Origin of the sequence: Sphingomonas sp. ACRSK (assembly GCF_022346685.1) — a bacterium.
In the GTDB taxonomy this organism is placed as follows: domain Bacteria; phylum Pseudomonadota; class Alphaproteobacteria; order Sphingomonadales; family Sphingomonadaceae; genus Sphingomonas; species Sphingomonas molluscorum.
Genome location: NZ_JAKRNR010000014.1, coordinates 52,659 through 74,410 on the forward strand (window position 1 = coordinate 52,659; position 21,752 = coordinate 74,410).

At 69.1% G+C, this 21,752-nt stretch carries 19 protein-coding genes and 1 tRNA gene; 8 read left to right on the forward strand and 12 right to left on the reverse strand.

Features of this window, described 5'->3' with window-relative positions; genetic code table 11:
- Positions 1-39 precede the first annotated feature (39 nt).
- A complete protein-coding gene (locus MHZ35_RS09470; protein WP_239435377.1) occupies positions 40-1,404 on the forward strand; it encodes a sugar porter family MFS transporter in 1,365 nt (454 codons plus the stop codon).
- Positions 1,405-1,564: 160 nt separating this feature from the next.
- Here the strand turns inward: MHZ35_RS09470 and MHZ35_RS09475 are convergent.
- The 3 genes from MHZ35_RS09475 to MHZ35_RS09485 form a co-directional block, all read right to left on the reverse strand.
- Positions 1,565-1,638 (reverse strand) — tRNA-Gly (locus tag MHZ35_RS09475).
- A gap of 285 nt (positions 1,639-1,923) precedes the next feature.
- Positions 1,924-2,079, reverse strand: a complete 156-nt coding sequence (locus tag MHZ35_RS09480; RefSeq protein ID WP_165890056.1) for a hypothetical protein — start codon at positions 2,077-2,079, stop codon at positions 1,924-1,926.
- Positions 2,080-2,367: 288 nt separating this feature from the next.
- Entirely contained in the window at positions 2,368-3,123 is a 756-nt protein-coding gene (locus MHZ35_RS09485; protein ID WP_239435378.1) for a competence/damage-inducible protein A, read from the reverse strand.
- Between the two features lie 64 nt (positions 3,124-3,187).
- Here MHZ35_RS09485 and map point away from each other — a divergent pair, with 64 nt between their 5' ends.
- Positions 3,188-4,015 (forward strand): type I methionyl aminopeptidase, encoded by an 828-nt coding sequence (gene map / locus MHZ35_RS09490; protein ID WP_125960428.1) that lies wholly within the window; start codon positions 3,188-3,190, stop codon positions 4,013-4,015.
- Here map and MHZ35_RS09495 read toward each other — a convergent pair.
- A complete protein-coding gene (locus tag MHZ35_RS09495; RefSeq protein WP_239435379.1) occupies positions 4,006-4,158 on the reverse strand; it encodes a hypothetical protein in 153 nt (50 codons plus the stop codon). The genes map and MHZ35_RS09495 overlap by 10 nt on opposite strands.
- A gap of 50 nt (positions 4,159-4,208) precedes the next feature.
- On the opposite strand from MHZ35_RS09495, the gene MHZ35_RS09500 reads away from it, so the two are divergent.
- Positions 4,209-4,778 carry a GNAT family N-acetyltransferase gene (locus MHZ35_RS09500; RefSeq protein ID WP_239435380.1) on the forward strand — a complete coding sequence of 190 codons (570 nt, stop codon included), beginning with the start codon at positions 4,209-4,211 and terminating at the stop codon, positions 4,776-4,778.
- Positions 4,779-4,803: 25 nt separating this feature from the next.
- Here MHZ35_RS09500 and MHZ35_RS09505 read toward each other — a convergent pair whose 3' ends face one another.
- The 3 genes from MHZ35_RS09505 to MHZ35_RS09515 all read right to left on the reverse strand — a co-directional run bounded on the left by MHZ35_RS09505 (position 4,804) and on the right by MHZ35_RS09515 (position 8,660).
- Positions 4,804-6,147, reverse strand: a complete 1,344-nt coding sequence (locus MHZ35_RS09505) for an ATP-binding protein (protein WP_239435381.1) — start codon at positions 6,145-6,147, stop codon at positions 4,804-4,806.
- Entirely contained in the window at positions 6,144-6,854 is a 711-nt protein-coding gene (locus tag MHZ35_RS09510; protein WP_239435382.1) for a response regulator transcription factor, read from the reverse strand. The genes MHZ35_RS09505 and MHZ35_RS09510 overlap by 4 nt, the downstream gene beginning before the upstream one ends.
- Before the next feature lie 135 nt (positions 6,855-6,989).
- A complete protein-coding gene (locus MHZ35_RS09515) occupies positions 6,990-8,660 on the reverse strand; it encodes an MFS transporter (RefSeq protein WP_239435383.1) in 1,671 nt (556 codons plus the stop codon).
- Positions 8,661-9,011: 351 nt separating this feature from the next.
- On the opposite strand from MHZ35_RS09515, the gene acs reads away from it, so the two are divergent.
- Entirely contained in the window at positions 9,012-10,970 is a 1,959-nt protein-coding gene (acs, locus tag MHZ35_RS09520) for an acetate--CoA ligase (protein ID WP_239435384.1), read from the forward strand.
- A gap of 65 nt (positions 10,971-11,035) precedes the next feature.
- Here the strand turns inward: acs and MHZ35_RS09525 are convergent, their stop codons facing one another.
- Together MHZ35_RS09525 and MHZ35_RS09530 are read right to left on the reverse strand one after the other, a co-directional pair.
- On the reverse strand, positions 11,036-11,554 hold the full coding sequence (locus MHZ35_RS09525; RefSeq protein WP_239435385.1) for a hypothetical protein: 519 nt from the start codon (positions 11,552-11,554) through the stop codon (positions 11,036-11,038).
- An 85-nt stretch (positions 11,555-11,639) separates the two neighbouring features.
- Positions 11,640-12,737 carry an energy transducer TonB gene (locus tag MHZ35_RS09530; RefSeq protein WP_239435386.1) on the reverse strand — a complete coding sequence of 366 codons (1,098 nt, stop codon included), beginning with the start codon at positions 12,735-12,737 and terminating at the stop codon, positions 11,640-11,642.
- 278 nt (positions 12,738-13,015) lie between these two features.
- Between MHZ35_RS09530 and MHZ35_RS09535 the strand changes: the two genes are divergently transcribed.
- The 3 genes from MHZ35_RS09535 to MHZ35_RS09545 all read left to right on the forward strand — a co-directional run bounded on the left by MHZ35_RS09535 (position 13,016) and on the right by MHZ35_RS09545 (position 16,390).
- Positions 13,016-13,354 (forward strand): P-II family nitrogen regulator, encoded by a 339-nt coding sequence (locus tag MHZ35_RS09535; protein WP_125960434.1) that lies wholly within the window; start codon positions 13,016-13,018, stop codon positions 13,352-13,354.
- A gap of 89 nt (positions 13,355-13,443) precedes the next feature.
- Positions 13,444-14,856 carry a type I glutamate--ammonia ligase gene (gene glnA / locus MHZ35_RS09540; RefSeq protein WP_132884097.1) on the forward strand — a complete coding sequence of 471 codons (1,413 nt, stop codon included), beginning with the start codon at positions 13,444-13,446 and terminating at the stop codon, positions 14,854-14,856.
- Between the two features lie 118 nt (positions 14,857-14,974).
- Positions 14,975-16,390 carry an aldehyde dehydrogenase family protein gene (locus tag MHZ35_RS09545; RefSeq protein WP_239435387.1) on the forward strand — a complete coding sequence of 472 codons (1,416 nt, stop codon included), beginning with the start codon at positions 14,975-14,977 and terminating at the stop codon, positions 16,388-16,390.
- A 15-nt stretch (positions 16,391-16,405) separates the two neighbouring features.
- Here MHZ35_RS09545 and MHZ35_RS09550 read toward each other — a convergent pair whose 3' ends face one another.
- Genes MHZ35_RS09550 through MHZ35_RS09560 form a run of 3 tightly spaced genes read right to left on the reverse strand, consistent with a single transcriptional unit; the run spans position 16,406 to position 20,021 of the window.
- Complete coding sequence (locus MHZ35_RS09550; RefSeq protein ID WP_239435388.1) at positions 16,406-17,770, reverse strand: PAS domain-containing sensor histidine kinase; 1,365 nt, start codon at positions 17,768-17,770, stop codon at positions 16,406-16,408.
- Positions 17,767-18,810: a DUF2336 domain-containing protein gene (locus MHZ35_RS09555; RefSeq protein ID WP_239435389.1), complete on the reverse strand. Its 1,044-nt coding sequence runs from the start codon at positions 18,808-18,810 to the stop codon at positions 17,767-17,769. The genes MHZ35_RS09550 and MHZ35_RS09555 overlap by 4 nt, the downstream gene beginning before the upstream one ends.
- 35 nt (positions 18,811-18,845) lie before the next feature.
- Positions 18,846-20,021: a hypothetical protein gene (locus MHZ35_RS09560; RefSeq protein ID WP_239435390.1), complete on the reverse strand. Its 1,176-nt coding sequence runs from the start codon at positions 20,019-20,021 to the stop codon at positions 18,846-18,848.
- Between the two features lie 135 nt (positions 20,022-20,156).
- Between MHZ35_RS09560 and tyrS the strand changes: the two genes are divergently transcribed.
- Positions 20,157-21,386, forward strand: coding sequence for a tyrosine--tRNA ligase (gene tyrS / locus MHZ35_RS09565; RefSeq protein WP_239435391.1), 1,230 nt, complete (start codon positions 20,157-20,159; stop codon positions 21,384-21,386).
- Positions 21,387-21,752: the final 366 nt, after the last annotated feature.

Below are 21,752 nucleotides of genomic sequence, written 5' to 3' on the forward strand. Positions count from 1 at the left end.
GCGTACGGCACGGCGATGCCGATCGCGGAGGGGGATGCGATGCGGCCGCACGAACAGCCACGGGACGACCGGCAGCTTTCTGCCCACGCGGACACGGGGCGCATGTCGCCCGCGATCGTGCTGAGTGCGCTGGGCGCGGCGCTGGGCGGCCTGTTGTTCGGGTTCGACACGGCAGTCATCTCCGGCGCGACCCAGGCATTGCAGGCGCATTTCGCGCTGTCCGATCCCGCACTCGGGTTCACGGTCGCCTCTGCACTGATCGGGACGGTGATCGGCTCGCTCGCGGCCGGTGTTCCCGCCGACCGGTTCGGCCGTAGGCGCATGCTGCTGGCGATCGCAGCCGCCTATCTGGTTTCGTCGCTCGGCTCCGGGCTGGCGAACAGCTGGCCGGTGCTGCTGCTGTTCCGCACCCTCGGCGGGCTGGCGATCGGCGCGGCCTCGGTCGTGACGCCGGTCTATATCGCGGAGGTCTCGCCGACGCGCTTCCGCGGCCGCCTCGTCGCGCTCAACCAGCTCAACATCGTGCTCGGTATCCTCCTCGCCTTTCTCTCCAACTATCTGATCGCGCGCGGCATGGACGCGGACGTCGCCTGGCGGTGGATGCTCGGGATCGTCGCCGCGCCCTCCGCCCTGTTCCTGCTGGTCACCCTGCTACTCCCGGAAAGCCCGCGGTGGCTCGTCGTGAAGGGGCGATCCGCGGACGCGCTGGACGTGCTGCAACGGCTGGGCTTCGCCGACCCGGAGCGCGAGATCGCCGCCATGCAGGGCGTGCAGGTGCGCGAGCGCCAGCCGCAGCTGTTCCAGCGCCGCTATGCCGTGCCGGTCGGCTGCGCGATCGCGATCGCCATGTTCAACCAGCTCTCCGGCATCAATGCGCTGCTCTATTATGCGCCGCGCATCTTCGCGCTGGGCGGTGCCGGCACCGACAGCGCCATGCTTCAGTCGGTGGCGGTGGGCGGCATCAACCTGGCCTTCACCGTGCTCGCGCTGTTCCTGATCGACCGCTTCGGGCGCAAGCCGCTGCTCTACGTCGGCTCGGTGGTCTGCGCGCTCGCGCTGTTCCTGGTCGGCTTCCAGCTGGAGCAGCCGGTCGCGGACGGAACGCTGATCCTGGTCGGCATGCTCGGCTTCATCGCCGCCTTTGCCGTCAGCCAGGGCGCCGTGATCTGGGTCTTCCTCTCCGAGGTGTTCCCCAGCGAAGTGCGCGGCAAGGGCCAGGCGCTGGGCTCCACCACCCATTGGGTGATGGCCGCGGCGATCACCTGGACCTTCCCGATCGTGGCGGGCCGCGTCGGCGGCTGGGTGTTCCTGTTCTTCGGCGCGATGATGCTGCTGCAGCTGGTGTGGGTGTGGCGCTTCATGCCGGAGACCAACGGCGTCCCGCTGGAGGAGATGCGGCTGTAGCGTCCGCGCGGCGCTTACGCTGAAGCGCTTCAGGCGCTCACAAGCGGTGGCCGCGAGGCGCGCCGAAGCGCAGGAGTATGGTGTGGCCGGAGTGCTGCGCGAGGGAGGCTGATCACGCCCGCGTCATTCGGGCGTCTCGATCGTCTCAGCTCTAAGGAAGTGGAGCGGGTGAAGGGAATCGAACCCTCGTCGTAAGCTTGGGAAGCTTCTGCTCTACCATTGAGCTACACCCGCGAGGCCGTGGTCCGGCTCGGTCGCACGCGCCGAGGCGCTTGCGACGGTCGGCAACTGCCATGCTTCTCATCGCCTCGTCAATGGCGATGATGGTTACCCGCACGTCTGCCCCAGGCGAGCGACGGCTGCCCGCAGCTCCCGACCCAGCGCGAGGTCCGCCCGTCCGCGATCGGAGGCGCGCGCCGGGGATCACGGGAGCGGCCCCGTCGCCGCCGGTCCGGATCGACCCGGGCTCCCCGTCTTTCGGAAAGGATCGCCCAGCCGCCTCGCGGCCGGGCCGGTCGCCTATTCGTCGAGCCAGCACTCGTGGCATTTGGTTCGGCCGATCTCGGCCTCCGCGCCGCAGCCGCACTGGCCCGGCTCGGGTGCGCGGAGCGCCTGTTCGAAGTAGCGGCGAGGCGCGACGAATACCGCACGCGCGACACGAAGGATCGTATCCATCCCCTATCTCCTTATTTTCTGCGCGCAACTTGCCGCGCAACAAGTTGCTTGTCGAGTGGGTACTTCACACCTCCTTCGCCCGACTGCGGCCAAGGGCAGTCTGCCGGTCGAGGGACGGGCCGAACCCTGCGTCACTACTGGATGGAGGAAGATCCGGACTCTCTCGGTCGCCGGCAGAGCTGCGACGACTCGGGGCGAGCGGCCGTATCGCGCGCGCCCGTCAGGCACGACGCACGCCCATTGCAGCCTCAGAAGCGGCGCACGCGAGCCGAGCCGCGCGCCGGCGGTTCAGATTCCGCCGGCGACCACCGGATACCCGGCCGCGACAAGCTGCGCTTCTAGATCGCCCGTGCAGGTGTCGAGAAGCTGCCGGTCGGTCGCGCGAATGACGAAGTTGGCGCCTACCCGCCCCTCGCGGAAGAAGGGGTAGCTGCCGATCGAGACGCCGGCGTGGGCGCGCTCCGCCTCGCGCAGCAGGTCGGCGACCTCGCTCTCCCCGACCCAGCAACCGATGGTGGTGGACAGCACCGGCAGCCCGCCCTCCAGCGTACCGGTGAGCGCGTCCAGCATCGCCGCGGCGATGTGCGGCACCCCGGCCAGGATGAAGAGGTTGCCGATCCGGATTCCCGGCGCCCCCGACTGGCTGTTGGCGATGAGGGTCGCGCCCTCCGGCACCCGCGCCATGCGCAGCCGCGCTTCGTTGACCCCGCCGCGCCCGGCGTAATGCGCCTCCAGCATGGCCTGCGCCTCGGGATGGATCACCACGGGGACGCCGAGTGCCGCCGCGACCGCGTCCACGGTGATGTCGTCGTGCGTCGGCCCGATGCCGCCGGTCGTGAAGCAATAGTCGTTGCGCGATCGCAGCGCGTCGAGCGCCTCCACGATCGCTTCCTGCCGGTCCGCCACGATCCGCACCTCGGCCAGGCGGATGCCCTGCACGTTCAGCCAGGACGCGAGCTGGACCACGTTGCGGTCCTGCGTCCGGCCGGAAAGGATCTCGTCTCCGATGACGAGCAGGGCGGCGGTCCAGGTGCGCACGGTCATGTCCCCTGCATAGCGCCCGACCCCGCCCTCGCAAAGCGGCACCCGAGCCGTTATATCGCGGGGCATGACCGAATATGTAACCGTCTCCGCCGACACTCCCCTGGCGCGCACCGGCGCGATCAAGCTGCATGGCCCCGAAGCGTTCGAGGGCATGCGCAAGGCGGGGCGCCTGGCGGCCGAGGTGCTCGACGCCGTCACGCCGCACGTGGTGCCGGGCGTTTCCACCGCCGAGATCGACGCGATGATCTTTCGCATGATCGACGATGCCGGCGCGGTGCCGGCAACGCTGGGCTATCGCGGCTACACCCATTCGACCTGCATCTCGATCAACCATGTCGTGTGCCACGGCATCCCGTCCGAGCGCGTGTTCAAGGACGGCGACATCGCCAACATCGACGTGACCCCCCTGCTCGACGGCTGGCACGGCGACACCAGCCGCACCTATCTGGTCGGCAACGTGCCGATCAAGGCGCGGCGGCTGGTCGAGGTGACCTATGACTGCATGATGCTGGGCATCGAGCAGGCGCGCCCGGGCAACCGGCTGGGCGACGTCGCCCATGCGATCCAGCAGCATGCCGAGGCGCATCGCTACGGCGTGGTCCGCGACTTCTGCGGGCATGGCGTCGGCCGGCTATTCCACGATGCGCCGGAAGTGGTGCACGCGGGGCGGCCCGGCACCGGCCCGGAGCTCAAGCCCGGCATGATCCTGACGATCGAGCCGATGATCAACATCGGCAAGCCCGACGTGAAGGTGCTGGACGATGGCTGGACGGCGGTGACCCGCGACCGCTCGCTCTCCGCCCAGTTCGAGCATTCGATCGGCATCACCGAGGACGGCTGCGAGATCTTCACGCTGAGCCCCGCGGGCTACACTAAGCCCCCCTATTTCTGATCGCCGACCGTCGCCGCTTCGGCGCGCGACGTTCCTTGCGCCAGGACAAGGGCAGCCGCGGCGAAGCCGTCCATCGCAGGCTGGCCGCGGGTCGCCGCATCCCCTAGCCTGGGCTTGTCGGCACGGGCCGAGGCTTGGGGCATGCTGGCGCACACGCCCCGGCAAGGCGCGCCGCAACGAGGGAGATGCCAGAATGAGCGATCACAACAGCGAAGACATGGCGCGGGTCGGCACCGGGCAGCCGGTGGCGAACGCCGATCGGTGGACGGGATCGCTGACGACGCGCAGCGGCTTCACCTTCCACGTCCGTCCGGCCCGTCCCGGCGACGAGGAGCGGCTTGCCGAGTTCTTCCGCCATGTTTCCGAAGACGACATCCGCTTCCGCTTCCTGATCGCGCTCGACAAGGTGGGCCACGACCGGCTCGTCGCGATGACCGCGGTCGATCATGATCGCACCGAGAATTTCCTGGCGCTCGATGACGAGGGCCGCATCCTCGCGACCGGCATGCTCGCGGCCGATCCGAAGCTGGAGCGTGGCGAGGTCGCGATCTCGATCCGCACCGACCACAAGCGCCGCGGCATCAGCTGGACACTGCTCGAGCACATCGCCGCCTACGCCGAGGCGCGCGGCATCAAGACGCTCGAATCGATCGAAGCGCGCGAGAACCGTGCCGCCATCGAGCTGGAGCAGGAAATGGGCTTCACCGCCCATCCGCTGGAAGACGATCCGACGCTGGTGCTGGTCCGCCGCACGCTCGGCTGACCCGGTTACAGCGGTTCCCTGCGCCTCAGGCGGCGCAGGGAACCGGCAGGCGGATCTCCGCACACAGTCCGCCGGTGGGGCGGTTCGACAGCTGGAACTGGCCGCCCTCCGCCTCCACCGCTCGCACGACGATCGACAGGCCCAGGCCGAAGCCGATCGTGTCGCGTTTGCGAGCGGCATCCAGGCGGACGAACGGCTCGAGCACCAGCGGCAGCGAGTCCTCGGGAATGCCAGGACCGTCGTCCTCGACGGAGAGCACCACCGCATCGGCATCCGCGGCCAGGCGGATGCACACGGTGTCGGCGTGGTGAACCGCATTCTCGACCAGGTTCACCAGCGCGCGCTTCATGCCCGACGGGCGCAGCCGGCATTCCAGATGGTCCGGCCCATCATAGGTCACGTTTTGCCCGAGGTCGGCCGCCTCGTCCGCCACGGTCGCGCTCAGCACCGCCAGGTCGATCAGCACCGGCTGCTCGGGCTCGCCCTCTCCTCCGAGGAAGGCGAGCAACGAGGCGATCATCGACTCCATTTCCGCAAGGTCGGAATCGAGCGTCTCGCGAAGCTCGTCGTCCGCCACCCGCTCGGCGCGCAGCCGCAAGCGCGCCAGGGGGGTGCGCAGGTCGTGACCTACCGCTGCCAGCGCGCGGGTGCGATCGTCGATCAGCCTGTGGATGCGGGCCTGCATGCGGTTGAAGGCGGCGACCACGCGGCGCACTTCGCCGGGCCCCGCCTCGGACACGCGGATCGGCGCGCCTTCGGGACCACTGCGGCCCACCCGATCGGCCGCCGTCGCCAGCTGGCGCATCGGCAGCAGCGTACGCCGCACCAAGAGGCCGCCGATCACGATCAGGGCGATGGCCGGGATCAGCGCCAGCAGCACCCTCTCCCATGCCAGGTTGAGCGTGCGCAGCGATTCGAGCGTGCGGAAATGGAGCCAGCTGCCATCCGACAAGCGTATCCCGCCGGTCACGACCGAGCTGCGCCCGGGCGACGTCAGCCGCAACCGCAGGTCCGAGGTCGCCAGCGATGGCTCCCAGTCCACCACCTGCTCGCGCATCCCGTCCAGCGACGGCGAAATCCGCGCCGGGGGCGGCAGCTCCGGACTCCAGCGCAACTCGTAGCGATCGGTGGTGAGTTCGGCCGCCATCGCCTCGCGGCGCTCGGGCGGGCTCTCGGTAATCAGCCGGCGCGCGATCACGAGATGCTCGGCGAGCCGTCGTGCCTCGTCGTCGCGGACGGCGAACTGGCTCGCGCGCTCGTACAAGAGCGTGCTGACGCCGAATTCGAGTGCGGTGGTGAGCAGCAGGATCGCGACGATACGGCCGAGCAACCCGAAGGACGGGTGCACGAAGCGCGCAAATCGGGTCAAGCGCGCTCCACCGGCACGTTGAGCATATAGCCGACGCCGCGCACGGTGATGATCGGCGCGCTGCCGCCGGCGCCCGAAAGCTTGCGACGAAGGCGGCTCACCAGCACGTCGATGCTGCGATCGGAACTATCGCCGAGGCGGGTGCGGGACAGCTCGATCAGCCGCTCGCGCGCGATCACGCGCTGGGCGTGGTCGAGCAGCACGGCGAGCAGGTCGAACTCCGCGCCCGTCAGGTCGACGACCGCGCCGGTGGGCGAGCGGGTCTCGCGGCGCCGCAGGTCGATCGTCCAGCCGTCGAAGCGGCGAAGCCCCTCCTCCCGCGCGCCGGGGGGTACCTCACGGCCGCCGCGGCGCAGCACCGCGCGGACGCGCGCCAGCAGCTCGCGGGTGCTGAACGGCTTGGGCAGATAGTCGTCGGCGCCCAGTTCCAGGCCCGCGACCCGGTCGGACTCGCTGCCTTTCGCGCTGATGAAGATGATCGCCACGTTGCTGCGCTCGCGCAACTGGCGGCAGAGCTCGATTCCGCTGGTGCCCGGAAGCATGATGTCCAGCAGCACCAGGTCGGCAGGGTGCGCGTCCAGCGCCTCCCACATCTCGTCCGCGGCGGACGCGGTGCGGACGAGATAGCCGTTCTCCTGAAGCGCGCGGGCGGTCAGCGTGCGGAGTGCGGCATCGTCCTCGACGAGCACGATCGAAGGAGCGCTCATGCGGCTGGTCGATCAGGAGCGGGGCGGTTCATGGGTTTCGGAGGTAGGCAGCGGCCAGGCGTTGGTCAACGCGCCGCGGCGGGAGCGAGGAAGGGGCGGCCAGCGCGACCGCCCCACCCCGCCTCCCGCTGCGGATCAGGAGTCGATGTCGCCGCGGAACGTCTCCGGCAGGAAGAGCAGCGCCACCACCAGCGTGATCGCGGCGATCACGATCGGGTACCACAGGCCGTAGTAGATGTTGCCGGTGGCCGCGACCATCGCGAACGCCGTGGTCGGCAGAAAGCCGCCGAACCAGCCGTTGCCGATGTGATAGGGCAGCGACATGGCGGTGTAGCGGATCCGGGTCGGGAACAGCTCGACCAGCAGCGCCGCGATCGGTCCATAGGCCATGGTCACCAGCAGGACGAGGACGATCAGGATGCCGACCACCATCGGCTTGTCGATCCGCGCTGGATCGGCCGCTCCAGCCGGGTAGCCGGCGGCAGTGAGCGCCTGCTGCACCTGGGCACCATAGGCCTTGATCGCATCGGCACGGGCGGGGCCGCTCACCGTCGCTGGGTCCACTGCCGGCAGCACCTGACCGCCGACATGGATGCTGGCGATCGTTCCTGCCGGCGCGACGACGTTGCTGTAGGAGATGCCGGCCTTCGCCAGATAGGCCTTGGCGATGTCGCAGGAGCTGCTGTCGAACTTGTTCTTGCCCACGGGGTCGAACTGGACCGAGCATTCGTTCGGGTCCGCCACCACCGACACCGGCGTGGTCTGCTGCGCCTCGTACAGCGCCGGGTTGGCGGCGTGCGACATCGCCTGGAACAGCGGATAGTAGAGCAGCGCCGACAGCGCAAAGCCCGTCAGCAGCACCGGCTTGCGGCCGATCTTGTCGGACAGCCAGCCGAAGAAGACGAACGCGGGCGTCGCGATCAGCAGCGCGACCGCCACCAGGATGTTGGTGGTCGCGCCGTCCACGCGCAGCATCTTTTCCAGGAAGAACAGCGCATAGAACTGGCTGGTGTAGAAGATCACCCCCTGCCCCATCGCCGCGCCGAGCAGGGCGACCAGCACCACCTTCAGGTTGCGCCAGGTGCCGAACGCCTCGGTGAGCGGCGCCTTGGAGGTCTTTCCCTCGGCCTTCATCTTCTGGAACACCGGGCTTTCGCTCATCTGCAGGCGGATCCACATCGACACCGCCAGGAGCACGATCGAGATCAGGAACGACACTCGCCATCCCCAGCTCGCAAAGGCTTCCTCGCCCACCGCAAAGCGGGTCCCGATCACGATCAGCAGCGCCGCGAACAGGCCGAAGGTCGCCGTCGTCTGGATGAAGCTGGTGTAGAGGCCGCGCTTGTTGTTGGGCGCATGCTCCGCGACATAGGTGGCGGCGCCGCCATATTCTCCGCCCAGGGCCAAGCCCTGGAGCAGGCGCAGCACCACCAGTGCGATCGGTGCCGCGACGCCTGCGGTGGCATAGCTCGGCAGCAGGCCGACGATGAAGGTCGACAGGCCCATGATGCCCATGGTGACGAGGAAAGTGTTCTTGCGGCCGACCATGTCGCCGATCCGCCCGAACACCAGCGCACCGAACGGCCGCACCGCAAAGCCCGCCGCAAACGCGGCCAGGGCAAAAATGAAGCCGGTGGTCTCGTTCACGCCGGAGAAGAACTGGGCCGTGATGATGGTCGCCAACAGACCGTAGAGGTAGAAATCATACCACTCGAACACCGTGCCCAGCGAGGAGGCCGCGATGACGAGCTTCTCGCTCTGAGTGGCGGGGTGATGTTTGGGAATGTCCCCCGGTGCGGTCGCCATGTGCTGCCCCTCTCCTTCGATACGCAAAGCGCGGCGTGGCCCTTCGTGCGGGGCCATCGCCGGGTAGGCCCGGGGCGCCGCTCGCGCCCCGGACCCGGTTTCGACCATGGTGGCGGCATTCGAATTGCGGGTCGAGCCACTTGATCGGTCGGATCGGCGAAATCGCAGGCCCGCGCGCTCCGGTCGCGGATCGCTGATCCCTCCATCTGCTCCCTTCGTCCCATTTTGGTCTTGCGCACGGGGGCGCGGGCGCGGGAAGATGGCGGGGACACCGGTCGCGCGCCGGCTCCATCGGCTCGTGGCGACATGCCCGATGGCGGCGCGTTCGAACCGTAGAGAATGGAGAGGATGATGACCGAGTCCTGCTACCCCGTGCCGGCCGAATGGGCCGAAAAGGCGCTGATCGACCAGGACCGCTACGCCGCCATGTACGAAGAGGCCGCAACCGACCCGGACATGTTCTGGGCGCGCGAGGCCGAGCGGCTCGACTGGGTGCGGTTCCCGAAGCGGATCAAGGACACCTCTTTCGAGGAAGCGGACTTCCACATCCGCTGGTATGAGGATGGTATCCTCAACGTGGCCGAAAATTGCGTCGACCGGCACGCCGCCAAGGACCCGGACCGCATCGCCATCCTGTGGGAAGGCGACACGCCGGGCGAAGAGCGCACAATCAGCTACGGCGAGCTGAAGGACGAGGTCAGCCGCCTCGCCAACGCTTTCAAGACCGCCGGCGTCAAGAAGGGCGATCGCGTCACCATCTACCTGCCGATGATCCCCGAGGCCGCATTCGCGATGCTCGCCTGCGCGCGGATCGGCGCCGTCCATTCGATCGTGTTCGCCGGCTTCTCGCCCGACAGCCTCGCCAACCGCATCCAGGATTGCGGGTCGAAGCTGGTCATCACCGCCGACGAGGGCTTGCGCGGCGGCAAGCGGGTGCCGCTCAAGGCCAATGTCGACGCGGCACTGGAGGACGAAGCCGGCAAGATCGTCGAGACGGTGATCGTCGTCCGCCGCACCGGCGCCGAGGTGCCGATGCAGGCGGGTCGCGACCTCTGGTACGACCATGTCGTGCAGGCGGAGTCGACCGTCTGCCCGCCCGAGCCGATGGGCGCGGAAAAGCCGCTGTTCATCCTCTATACCTCGGGCTCGACCGGCAAGCCCAAGGGCGTGCTCCACACCACCGGCGGCTATCTGGTCTGGGCGTCGATGACGCACCAATATGTGTTCGACTATCGCCCGGGCGAGGTGTTCTGGTGCGCGGCCGACGTGGGCTGGGTCACCGGCCACAGCTACATCGTCTATGGCGCGCTGGCGAACGGCGCGACGACGCTGATGTTCGAGGGCGTCCCCAACTACCCGGACTTCTCGCGCTTCTGGCAGATCGTCGACAAATATCAGGTGACCAGTTTCTATGCGGCGCCGACGGCGCTGCGTGCGCTGATGCGCGAGGGCGACGAGTGGGTGAAGAAGACCAGCCGCACGTCACTGCGCGTGCTCGGCTCGGTCGGCGAGCCGATCAACCCGGAGGCGTGGGAATGGTATTATCGCGTCGTCGGCGACAGCCGCTGCCCGATCGTCGACACCTGGTGGCAGACCGAGACGGGCGGCCACATGATCACGCCGCTGCCGGGCGCGACGCCGCTGAAGCCCGGCTCAGCCAGCAAGCCGCTGTTCGGCGTGCTCCCGCAGCTGGTCGATTCCGAAGGCGTGGTGCTGGAGGGCGCGACCGAGGGTAATCTGGTGATCGCCGACAGCTGGCCGGGGCAGATGCGCACCGTCTGGAACGACGCGGATCGCTTCTTCCAGACCTATTTCACCACTTACCCGGGCAAGTATTTCACCGGCGACGGCTGTCGGCGGGATGCCGACGGCTATTACTGGATCACCGGCCGCGTGGACGATGTGATCAACGTGTCGGGCCACCGCATGGGCACGGCCGAGGTCGAGAGCGCGCTGGTGGCGCATGCCAAGGTCGCGGAAGCCGCGGTGGTCGGCATGCCGCACGACGTGAAGGGCCAGGGCATCTATGCCTATGTGACGCTGAACGCCGGCGAGGAAGGCAACGTGGCGCTCCGCAAGGAGCTGATCCAGTGGGTCCGCCGCGAGATCGGGCCGATCGCGACCCCCGACGCGCTGCAATTCACCCCGTCGCTGCCCAAGACGCGCTCTGGCAAGATCATGCGCCGCATCCTGCGCAAGATCGCCGAGAACGACTTCGGCAGCCTGGGCGACACCTCGACGCTCGCCGATCCGGGCGTGGTGGACGCGCTGATCGCCGGCCGGGAGGACGCCACCAAGCTGGCGGCGTGACGAACGGCGCCGCCCGTTCGGGCCGGGACTGAACCTCACCGCGGCCGCATAGCCGCGGTGGGCGGTCAGGGCACCGAGACGGGATCGCGCCTCGGGAACTGGCGCATCAGCGCGGAAGCGAGCTTGGTCGCGACCGCCGCGGGGGCATCGGCCGCGCTTCCCTCCACCTGCACGGTGGAGGCGCGGCCGCTCCAGACGGGCGTGTCCCCGCCGCGCAGCAGGATGTCGACCGAAAGGTCGGTCGAAACCAAGCCGCGGATCTGGCTCTTGCCCGAGGGCAGCGGCACGAACACCTGGCCCAACGCCGCCATCGCCGGCGGATCCTTTGCCTTTGCCGCCACCGCACCGCTCTCGGTGCGCGTGACCGTCACGCGCGCGATGTAGCGGCTGTGGCTGTCGAGCGGCAGCGGAACGAAGCGGGCGTCCGAAAGCGCGCGGGTGACCGCGTCCGTGAACAGCCGATCAAAGGCGGAGGCCTCCTCGGCCACCTCGACGGCGATCGTGCCGGGCGCGACGGCGGGTGCAGGCGCCGCCGCCTGGGATTGCAGCGCGAGTGCAAGAAATGCTGCGGTCGGGATGCTCATCGTCTCTTCACCAGGGCCGGAAGGGCTGCCCGCTGGTCGCACGAACCGGACACGAAGAACAGAGACGCAGCGCCGCGCCTTCCCTTCAGGCAGGGTCTTCCGCAGGCGGCAATCCGCCATAGCCCATCTTGAACAACACCCGATCGACACAGCCCGAGCGTCCCATCGCGGACGCAGCCTTGCGCGCAAAGCGCAGGACCTGGATCGCCTGCTCGCCGAACTCGTCCGTCGGTTCGCTCGCCAGCACCCGCAGATTGCCGAGCTCGCCCCAGGGCGCCACGTCGAACGCGACGACCGCCCAGCCCTCGATGGCACGCCGCTGATAGGAAGCAGGATAGCGTAGCGTCGGCGGCGTGGCCCAGTCGTCCGAATGCGGGCAATTGCCGTCGACGGAGCGCAGGCTGTCCTCGGCAGGCGGCTCCGGGGCCGCAAGGGTGATCGGCGCCCGCCAGTAAGGATAGAGGCAGCCGGTAGTGGCGCCGCCCGTGAAGCGGGAGTTGCGCATCGCCTTTACCGCGGCGCGATCCAGCGCCGTACTCCCCGTACCCTGTGCCGTGCGGACATGGATCGGCCGTCCGCGCGCATCCTGATCATAGGCCACCATCGTCCAGTGCTTGACGCCCGGCGTGCCCGGCAGCTTGTCGAAGTCGGGATAGACCGTGACCAGCGGCCTCGGCCGCGGCTCCGTGAGGCACGGCACCTTAGGCGACTGGATCCGGGCCCAGCCATCGGGCGGCAGCTTTCCGGATTGCGGGGTGAGGGAATAGGAGATCAGGTCCCCGACCGGTGACTCCTCGGACGAGGTCGCGCGCAGCGTGTAGCGGATAGTGCAGTCCGCCTGCGGCGCGCCCGCCGCAAACCGGCTGGCGGCGAGCGAAGGCGCGACATCCTCGCTCCACGGTGCCGCCATCCCTTCGCGGCGGATCGACAGCGGCCGACCGGCGGCATCGATGCGGAAGCGATAAATCGGCGACGCGGGAACGGCATACCCGCTGCCCCGGCGAATGGCCGTGAACGGCCGCCGCATCTCCGACGCCATGACGCGAGTGCCGCCGCAGCGCACCTCGCCGGGCATCCAGGCGACCAATTGCCACGGCGTAGGCGGCGGCGTCCAAGGAGACGACTGCGATGATGCCGTATTTACGGGCAGCAGCAAGCTCGCGAGCAGCAGCATTCTCTTCATATAGGCAGTCTGCGCAGGAAAGATTGCGCACCGCAAGTAATGCGCTTGCCGGAGAGGCTCCTCTCAAGGCGAATACTTCGGCCCTTCCTTGTCACACTCCAAGCGGCCAGCCTGCTCAAAAAGCGGGCATTTTCCAGGGCTGTGCCGAAAAGGCGGGCAGGATCGACAGGCGCAGCCGGATCGGGGATGCTCGCCCCCGCGATTCGTGCTCTGGCACGGTTCTTGATTGTCGGCACCTGTGTGCGTGGCCGTGTTCGGCCGGGGGGAATACGCGAGGCATGAAGAAGATCGAGGCCATCATCAAGCCGTTCAAGCTGGATGAGGTGAAGGAGGCGCTGCACGAGGTCGGCGTGAGTGGCATCACCGTCACCGAGGCAAAGGGCTTCGGCCGCCAGAAGGGCCATACCGAGCTCTATCGCGGCGCCGAATATGTCGTCGACTTCCTGCCGAAGGTGAAGCTGGAGGTGGTCGTCGAGGACAGCCTCGCCGATCGCGTCGTGGAGGCGATCGCGGGCGCTGCCCAGACCGGCCGCATCGGCGACGGCAAGATCTTCGTCATCCCCGTGGAGACGGCGCTTCGCATCCGCACCGGAGAGCGCAACGAAGACGCCATCTGACCGGACATTTCTTTCGACGCACTGCACGAAATCCGCCGCGGGGGGGCGCCTCGCGGGGTAATGGTTTTATCCAGAAAGGGCTTAGTTCCATGGCCAATACCGCCAGCACGATCCTCAAGATGATCAAGGACCAGGAGATCGAGTGGATCGATCTTCGCTTCACCGATCCCAAGGGCAAGTGGCAGCACCTGTCGATGGTCGCCTCGATCCTGACCGAGGACGAGCTGACCGACGGCCTGATGTTCGACGGCTCCTCGATCGAGGGCTGGAAGGCGATCAACGAGTCCGACATGGTGCTCAAGCCCGACCTGGACGCCGTCTATGTCGATCCGTTCTCGGCCACCCCGATGCTGATCCTGTTCTGCGACGTGGTCGAGCCGTCGACCGGCGAGCTCTATGCGCGTGACCCGCGCTCGACCGCCAAGCGCGCCGAGGCCTACCTCAAGACCACCGGCATCGGCGACACCGTCTACGTCGGTCCCGAGGCCGAGTTCTTCATGTTCGACGACGTGCGGTTCGAGAACACCTATTCCAGCAGCTACTACAAGCTGGACGACATCGAGCTGCCGACCAACAGCGGCCGCGAATATGAGTCGGGCAACATGGCCCACCGTCCGCGCGCGAAGGGCGGCTATTTCCCCGTCGCGCCGGTCGACAGCGCCGTCGACATCCGTGGCGAGATGGTCTCGACCATGCTCGAGATGGGCCTGCCGTGCGACAAGCACCACCATGAGGTGGCCGCCGCGCAGCACGAACTGGGCCTGACCTACGGCACGCTGACCACCACCGCCGATCGCATGCAGATCTACAAGTATGTCGTGCACCAGGTGGCGCATGCGTACGGCAAGACCGCGACCTTCATGCCCAAGCCGATCAAGGAAGATAACGGCTCGGGCATGCACACCCACTTCTCGATCTGGAACGAGGGCAACCCCCTGTTCGCGGGCGAGGGCTATGCGGGTCTGTCGGACACCTGCCTCTACTTCATCGGCGGCATCATCAAGCATGCCAAGGCGCTGAACGCCTTCACCAACCCGTCGACCAACAGCTACAAGCGCCTGGTGCCGGGCTACGAGGCGCCGGTGCTGCTCGCCTATTCGGCGCGCAACCGTTCGGCATCGTGCCGCATTCCGTACGGCACCGGCCCCAAGTCCAAGCGCGTCGAAATCCGCTTCCCCGACGCGATGGCCAACCCCTATCTCGCCTATGCGGCGCTGATGATGGCCGGCCTCGACGGAATCCAGAACAAGATCCACCCGGGCGAGGCGATGGACAAGAACCTGTACGACCTGCCGCCGGCAGAGCTCGCCCAGGTCCCGACCGTCTGCGGTTCGCTGCGCGAGGCACTCGACAGCCTGGAAGCCGATCACGACTTCCTGCTGAAGGGCGACGTGTTCTCGGCAGACCAGATCGAGGCCTATGTCGAGGTCAAGCGTGGCGAAGTCGCCCGCTGGGAAATGACCCCGAGCCCGGTCGAATTCGACATGTACTATTCGGCCTGATCGTCCACACGATCGGCAAGCAGGAGGGGCGTCCGGAGCGATCCGGGCGCCCCTTTTGCGTCGAGGCGGCAGCGCGCCACGGCTTGCCCCCGCGCCATCGCGGGGCCAGGAAGGCGGCATGCGCAGCACTCCCTATTTCATCGACGGCCATTGGGTCGAAAGCCTGGGCGGTCGCCCCGCGCAGGTACGCGACCCCGCGACGGGCGAGGTCTGTGTTCAGCTGACGCTGGGCAGCGCCGCCGACGTCGACCGTGCGGTAGCGGCCGCGCGGCGGGCGTTCGACGGCTTCTCCCGCACCAGCGTCGCCGAACGCGCCGCGCTGCTGGAGGCGATCCTCGCCGCCTACGAGGCGCGGCTGGACGCCTTTGCCGCCGCCATGACGCGCGAGGTCGGTTGTCCTGCGAGCATGGCGCGCGATGCGCAGGCCCTGTCCGGCGTCGACCACCTCCGGGCGACGCTCCGTGCCCTCGGCGAGGTGGAATGGGAGGAACGACGGGGCCGCCACGCCATCCTGCGTGAGCCGATCGGGGTGGCGGCGCTGATCACCCCCTGGAACTGGCCGATGAACCAGATCGTGGCCAAGGTCGCGCCCGCGCTCGCTGCCGGCTGCACCATGGTGCTCAAGCCCTCCGAAGAAGCGCCGAGCTGCGCCGCGCTGTTCGCCGAGGTGATGGCCGAGGCGGGGGTATCCGCAGGCGTGTTCAACCTGGTCCAGGGAGACGGCGACACCGGCCAGGCGCTCGCCGCGCACCGGCATGTCGACGTGGTGAGCTTCACCGGCTCCACCCGCGCGGGCATCGCCGTGGCGCAGGCGGCGGCGCCCACCGTCAAGCGAGTCCACCAGGAACTCGGCGGCAAGGCACCCGCACTGGTCCTGCCGAGCGCGGATCTTGAGGCCGCGGTGCGCGCGACCGTTGGCAGCGTCACCTTCAATTCCGGCCAGAGCTGCCTCGCCCCCACCCGGCTGCTGGTGCCGGCCGCGCAACAGGAGGCGGCGATCGCGATCGCGCGGGAGGCGATGGCGGCGATCCGCGTCGGCGATCCCCGCGAACCGGGCGATCACATCGGCCCGCTGGTGAACCTGGCCCAGTGGCAGCGCGTCCAGCAGCTGATCGCAAGCGCCCTGGCAGAGGGCGCGACGCTGGAGGTGGGCGGCCTCGGCCACCCGGAAGGCTTCGAGCGCGGCTTCTACGTGCGCCCGACGCTGTTTTCGGGCGTCACCCCGGACATGACCATCGCGCGCGAGGAGATCTTCGGACCCGTCGTGACGGTGATCGCCTATGCGGACGAGGAAGACGCCGTCTGCATCGCCAACGACACCGACTATGGCCTCTCCGCAGTCGTGTTCGGCGCGCCCGAGGATACCCGGCGACTGGTCCCCAGGCTACGCGCGGGCATGGTCTATGTGAACGGCGGCGTGCCGGACGCCGACATGCCGTTCGGCGGCTACAAGCGGTCCGGCAACGGCCGCGAATATGGCGCGCACGGCATTGCCGAATATCTGGAGGTGAAGTCGGTGCTGGGCTGCGGCTGAGCCGGCGCCGCCCTTCTACTCCACCAGCGGCAGGGTCAGGACGAAGCGCGCGCCTTCCCCCAGCGCACTGTCGACCACGATGTCACCGCCCATGGCCCGGGCGAGCCGCCGGGCGATGTAGAGGCCGAGGCCGCTGCCGCCCTGCTCGCTCGGGTCGACCCGCTCGAATTTCTCGAAGATGCGGGCCTGGTCCTCGGGCGCGATGCCCTTGCCCTGGTCGGCCACGATCACGCAGGCGATCTGCCCCTCACGCTCCAGCCGCACCCACACGGTGGCCCCCGGCGGGGAGTAGCGGACCGCGTTGCCGATCAGGTTGACGAGGATCTGGAGCGCGCGACGGAATTCGCCGCGTGCCGCCAGCGTCTCGTGCGCGCCCGGCCGGTCGATGGTCACCCCGGCCCGCTCCGCCCGCACCGCCAGCAGCCCGGCCGCACGGCGGGTCACGTCGGCCAGGTCCAGCGACTCCACGGCGATCGCGAAGTCCGGGTCCTCGACCGCCTGCACATCCTCCAGGTCGTTGACGAGGCCCATCAGGTGGCGGCCGGCATTCGCGATGTCGCCGGCATAGTCGGCATAGTCCTGGAGCAGCGCCCCGTCCGCCTGCGCGCTGATGCTGTCGGCATGCGCCACGATCCGATCGAGAGGCTGGCGCAACGCCTCGCGCAGCCGCTTGCCGAAGTTCTGCGGCAGGCCCTGCGGCTCCGGCTGCGTCTCGGGCGCGTCCGGCTCGACGGCATGGGCCGCGCCGACGAAGCCCGCGAAGCGCCCTCCGGCGTCGGTGCGCGGCACGCCGGACAGCAGCACCGTACGCCCGGTATCGCGCAGCGTCGCATATTGCCCCTCGAACGGCTGCTGCGACGCCATCGCGCCCAGCATCGGGAAGCCTCCCTCGCCATCGTCCGTCAGCTGGAACAGCCAGGTGAGCGGGCGGCCGAGCACGTCCGTCGCATCAAAGCCGAAGCGGGTGCCCGCGGCGGGCGAGACATAGGTCAGGTGGAGCCCGCTGTCTGCCTCCCAGCGCCAGTCGGCATCGAGCGCCAGCAACTCGGCGGCGTCGGCCTCGTCGTGCGTCTCCTCACCGTCGCCCGGAAGACCCCAGGCGCCGACCGTCAGCCGCAGGCCGTCGCCCTCGGGCTCGACCTGCACCCACAGCTCGACGTCGTCCTCGCCATCGGCGACCAGGATCTTGCGCGCGACGTCGATGCCCAGGCGGCGGCTGATGCGCACCAGCTCCGCCATGGCGGGCACCGCGATCGGCTGACCAGGCTCGCCGCCGGCACGGGCGTTCAGCCCCGCCAGCCGGGGTTCGGCATGGCGCAGCCGCCCGTCGGCATCGAGCATCGCGGACGCCGGCTGGTGATAGCGATCGAAGCCGCTCATGCGCCCGCTCCGCCGCCGAGCGCGAGCAGCGCGGTGCGATAGCCGGCGGGAAGCGCCATCGCCGCCACCGCCCGCCATGCCGCCTGCAGCGGCACCGCGGCGACCTCGTCGATCAGGTCGGCGAACGCGTCCAGATCCCGCGCGGGATCCGCCTCGCACAGCGCAAAGCCGATGCGCGCCAGCGTCTCGCGCGGCAGGTCGAGCGCGCGCAGCAGCATGCAGAGCGGCGCCGGGTCGCGCTCCAGCACCAGGTCCCGCACGGCTCGGGGGCCGAGGCCGCCCGCATCCGCGATCAGCGCCACGACCAGTTCGAGCCGGCGGTCGGCAAGCGCCTCTTCGATCAGTTCCGGCAGGGTCGCCACATCGCGGCGCAGCGCGCGCGCGAGCCGGGCGGCGGCCGGCGCCTCATTATCCTGGCCGCGCAATTGCTCCACCGCCGAGATCAGCGCGCGGTCGAGCAGCGCGATCTCCTCCGGATCGGTCGCATTCTGGCGCAGCGCCGCCGCGATCGGCCAGCACAGCTGCTGGAGCGTCGCATACTCGGCAACGCTGCCGTGGAGCAGCAGCAGCTTGGCCGCCTCGGCAATCAGAGCGTCCCCGGAATGGGCGAGGCGCGCGAGCAGGCTCGGCTGGTCGGGGTTGAAGGGGGCGCGCACCGGAAGCGCGGCCGCAAGCAGCGCCAGCCGCGTCTCGGCCAGCAGTTCGGCAAGCAGCGTCTCGTCCCACAGCGTCGGCACCGCAGCCAGCCGGTCCCAGACCTGCTCGGCCTCGCCCCGGATGCGTGCGGCCAAGGCCGGTTCGGCCGCGGCGTCCAGCCGCGCGGCCGCCACTTCGGCCAGCCGATCGGCGGAGGTGCGGACCAGCCGCTCCAGCCGCTCCGACAGGGCGGCGCGGGTGCGATCGTCGAGGGGGTCGGTCAGCGGCGCGAACAACGCGGCCACCGGCGGCGCGGCCCGCACCTGCGCACGCATGCCGCGCGCCGCCGCATGGGAGAGCAGCGCTGCGGGATCGAAATCAATCTGGGTCGAACGGGCGGCCATGCACCCTCGCCTAACGTGCGGTCGTTAAGACCGGCCTAAGCCTTATGACGGCTGGCTTCAACCGCCGCCGCAAGGCTGACGACCGCGTGCAGCGTCGCAAGGGCCAGGCCCAGCGTCGCCAGGCCCAGCAGCGCGAAGGGCGTCAGCAGCAGCACCTGCGAGGCGGCGCTCGCATACCATGGCCGCGGGCGCACCGGCACGCGATCGGCCACGGTGTTGCTCGCCACCCCCCACAGCGCCAGCACGAACGGCGTCGCATGCCCCGCGGCAAGCGAGGCGATGATACCAAGCAGCAGCGCCGACAGCACCGCCAGGAGGAGGATGCCCTGCTCCTGCTGACTCGCGCGAACATTGTCGCCCCGCAACCAGCTGAGCAGCGATCCAGCCGAAAGCAGGATCACCGACAGGAGCGCGAGGAGCATGCCGGGCGCCGGATGCCCCAGCCCCAGCGTCACCAGCGCGAGCAGCCCCGCGCCGCCGCCTGCGACCGCGGTCGCCCAGGCGGGCACCTCACGCCGGACGAGCTGGGGCAGGAGAAAGCGCGTGATCGGCGTGAAGAACCACCGGTCCGCCCAGCCGGTGCGCTGGTTGGCGAGCGCCCCCAGCACGTCGTTGCTGCGCCCGGCGAGCACCTCCGCGTCGCGCTCCACGCCATGGCCCGATCGGCGGGCGGAGGCAGGGAGCGCCACGTGGCGGGCGCCCGCCTCCACCGCGATGCGGAGCACGGTGGACTGGAAATCATATTCGCGGGGCAGCGCCGCCACTTCGGCGAGCCGCTGCGCCGAAAGCGTCGCAACGCCCGCCCAGCACTGGCCGCGGTCGAGCCGCTCGACCGCGCCGCTCGCCTCCGTCTCGGGCGTTACCAGGATCGCGTCGGGCGCCTCGCCCGCCATCGCGTGCAGCATCGTGTCGGTGGTCACCAGCCCGTCCGCGATCACGACGACCGTCGCCAGCGGATGGATCTTGGCGGAGGCTTCCTCGGCGGAGCGGACGATGTCCACCGTCACCTCGCGCTTGGCGATGCGACTGACGGCACCCAGCAGCGCGGGCGTCACCCGTCCCACTGCCACCACCATCTGCCCCACGCCGGCTGCGGCGAGCAGCCGCGCCTGATATTCGATCAGCGTCATGCCCCCGAAGGGCAGCGTCGCGGCGAGCGTGCCGGCGCGCCCCTCGGCGTCCTCGGTCGCGAAAATAAGCCCTGCAAGCATGGGCATCGGGTTAGGCGGGCGCAGCGGCGCTGCCAAGAGGCGCAGGACGCGCAAATGCGCCGGAAATCGCATCTTCTCGACTTCGCGGGCGCCGAGCGGCTAGGGAGGCCGCGCAAACAGCAGAATGATCGAGCGATGACCCAGTACACCTCCGACCTCCTCCGCCTGCTCGACGCGCGCGGCTACATCCACCAGGTGACCGACGCGGCGGCGCTCGACGCGCTTGCGGCCAGCCAGGTGGTGCCGGGGTATATCGGCTTCGATCCGACCGCCTCGTCGCTGCACGTCGGCCATCTCGTCTCGATCATGATGCTGCGCCAGCTCCAGCGCGCCGGCCACAAGCCGATCGTCTTGATGGGCGGCGGCACCGGCAAGATCGGCGACCCCAGCTTCAAGGACGAAGCCCGCAAGCTGATGACGGAGGAGACGATCCAGGCGAACGTCGCCTCGATCAAGCGCGTGTTCGAACGGTTCCTGACGTTCGGCGACGGGCCGAGCGACGCGATCATGCTCGACAATGCCGAATGGCTCGACAAGCTCGAGTACATCCCGTTCCTGCGCGACATCGGCCAGCATTTCTCGGTCAACCGGATGCTGAGCTTCGATTCGGTGAAGATGCGCCTCGACCGCGAGCAGTCGCTGAGCTTCCTCGAATTCAACTACATGATCCTCCAGGCCTACGACTTCCTGGAGCTGTCCCGCCGCGCGGGCTGCCGCCTGCAGATGGGCGGATCGGACCAGTGGGGCAACATCGTCAACGGCGTCGACCTCGCCCGCCGCGTGGACGGCACGCCGGTGTTCGGCTTGACCACGCCGCTTCTCACCAACGCGGATGGCACCAAGATGGGCAAGTCCGTGGGCGGCGCGGTGTGGCTGAACGAGGATCTGCTGTCGCACTTCGATTATTGGCAGTTCTGGCGGAACACCGACGACCGCGACGTCGGCACCCGCCTGCGCCTCTTCACCGACCTGCCGCTGGACGAGATCGCCCGGCTGGAGGCGCTGCAGGGCGCCGAGATCAACGAGGCGAAGAAGATCCTGGCCGACGCCGCAACCGCGCTCTGCCGTGGCGAAGAAGCGGCGGCCCAGGCGGCCGAGACCGCGCGCCGCACCTTTGAAGAGGGTGCTGCCGGGGATGCGCTTCCCACGCACCAGCTGGCGGAAGGCAGCATCACCGCCGTCGACGCGCTGGTGGCGCTCGGCCTCGCCGCGTCCAAGGGCGAGGCACGCCGGCTGATCAAGGGCGGCGGCGCCCGCGTCGACGGCGAGAAGATCACCGACGAGGCGATGCAGATCGCCGTCTCGGCGCCGGTGCGCCTGTCGTCGGGCAAGAAGCACCACGGCATCCTGCTGCCGGCGGCGTGACGCCGGCGCGCTAGCGGCAAAAGCTGTCGTATCCCTGCGCAGGCAGGGATCCAGGGCCAAGCAGAGCAACGGCCGGTTGCGCTCGTGACCCTGGGCTCCTGCCTTCGCAGAAGCACCGGGGGCCCATCCTCCCTTCTTCGTACCCCGGCGGAGGCCGGGGCCCAGTTGGGAAGGCGGTAGTCAGGGTCTGCACGCCCGCCAGCCGCCTCCAACTGGACCCCGGCCTCCGCCGGGGTACTGAGAGAAACCTTTGCCGGGGGTACCGACAAAGCCGGCACCTCTCCAAGACGGTGCTTAGTACCGCCCGAGCATCCGTCCTTCCCCATCTCAGCCAATGCTGATATCCATTCGCCGCAAGGGGGCGCC